Source organism: Teichococcus wenyumeiae, assembly GCF_003696345.1.
GTDB classification, from domain to species: domain Bacteria; phylum Pseudomonadota; class Alphaproteobacteria; order Acetobacterales; family Acetobacteraceae; genus Pseudoroseomonas; species Pseudoroseomonas wenyumeiae.
In genome coordinates this window covers 1-1,260 of sequence record NZ_RFLX01000142.1, presented here as the reverse complement: position 1 = coordinate 1,260, position 1,260 = coordinate 1, and the positions used below count along the sequence as shown (strand labels likewise).

Annotated in this window: 1 protein-coding gene; it reads right to left on the bottom strand. The window is 65.0% G+C overall.

All coding sequences use genetic code 11. The annotated features are described in order from the left end of the window. On the bottom strand, positions 1–1,072 hold a 1,072-nt coding region (locus EBE87_RS28240), incomplete at its 3' end, for an IS630 family transposase (RefSeq protein WP_120641282.1). Positions 1,073–1,260 lie beyond the last annotated feature (188 nt).

Below are 1,260 nucleotides of genomic sequence, written 5' to 3'. Positions count from 1 at the left end.
TCTGCTGGGTGCGCTGGCAGAAGCGCTGTATGGCACCGAGGATGTCGTCGGCGGACTTGGTCCAGCGGAACGGTCTGGGATCGACGTTATGGGCCTCGATGAAGGCACGGATGTCGCGCTCGAGCGCCTGGGTGGAACGATGGATGCCGCGCCGGATCTGCTTGTCGGTGATCAGGGCGAAGAAGCGTTCGACCTGATTGATCCAGGAGGCGCCGGTGGGCGTGAAATGGACATGCCAGCGCGGCCGCTTGAGCAGCCAGTCGCGGATCGGCTTGGTCTTGTGGGTGGCGTAGTTGTCCATCACGAGATGGACGTCGAGATTTGGGGGCACGGCTTCCTCCACCTGATCCAGGAACTTCCGGAACTCGGTGGAGCGATGCCTCGGATAGCAGCGGCCGATCACCGCCCCGGTCGCGATATCCAGCGCCGCGAACAGCGAAGTGGTGCCATGGCGGGTATAGTCATGCGTGCGCCGCTCCGCCTGGCCGGGACGCATCGGCAGCAGGGGCTGGGTGCGGTCGAGTGCCTGGATCTGGGACTTCTCATCCACGCACAGCACCAGCGCGCGGTCCGGCGGTGCCAGGTAGAGCCCGACGATGTCGCGCACCTTCTCGACAAGGAGCGGGTCATTGGAGAGCTTGAAGGTCTCGCTCCGGTGCGGCTGCAGCCCGAAGGCCCGCCAGATGCGGTGGATGGTCGATGGCGCATACCCGACGGCCCGAGCCATGGAGCGCAGAGACCAATGTGTCGCACCTGGCGGCGTTGTTTCCAGCGTCAGCCGGATGGTATCGGCGATCGCGTCATCGCCGATCGTGCGCGGCGTGCCTGGTCTGGGCTCATCGAGCAGCCCGTCCAGGCGATGCACGGCGAAGCGCCGACGCCACTTCGAGACCGTGTTAGCGTCCGCGCCAACCTCAGCGCCGATCGCCTTGTTCTCCAGACCCGAGGCGGCGGCCAACACAATGCGGGCCCGGCGCGCCATCGCCTGTCCGGTCTTGTGAGCCCGAGCCAGGGATTCCAGTTCCCGACGTTCGGCCTCACTCAGCCTAATCGTTACCGCCGGTTTGCCCATCGCGGCTCTCCCTACGATCACCTGCATAACCATAGGAATTTCGCGATCAGGACATTAGGTTGTGTGCTGGGTCCCCGTTGGCGCCAATTGGGACCTCGCCCTCTGAGAGCCCGTTCTCTTCTGTGGGCGCCCCCGTGAACGCAAGGGAAATCGGCGGGATGGATGGCACGCAGTTGGGTGCTGACTTC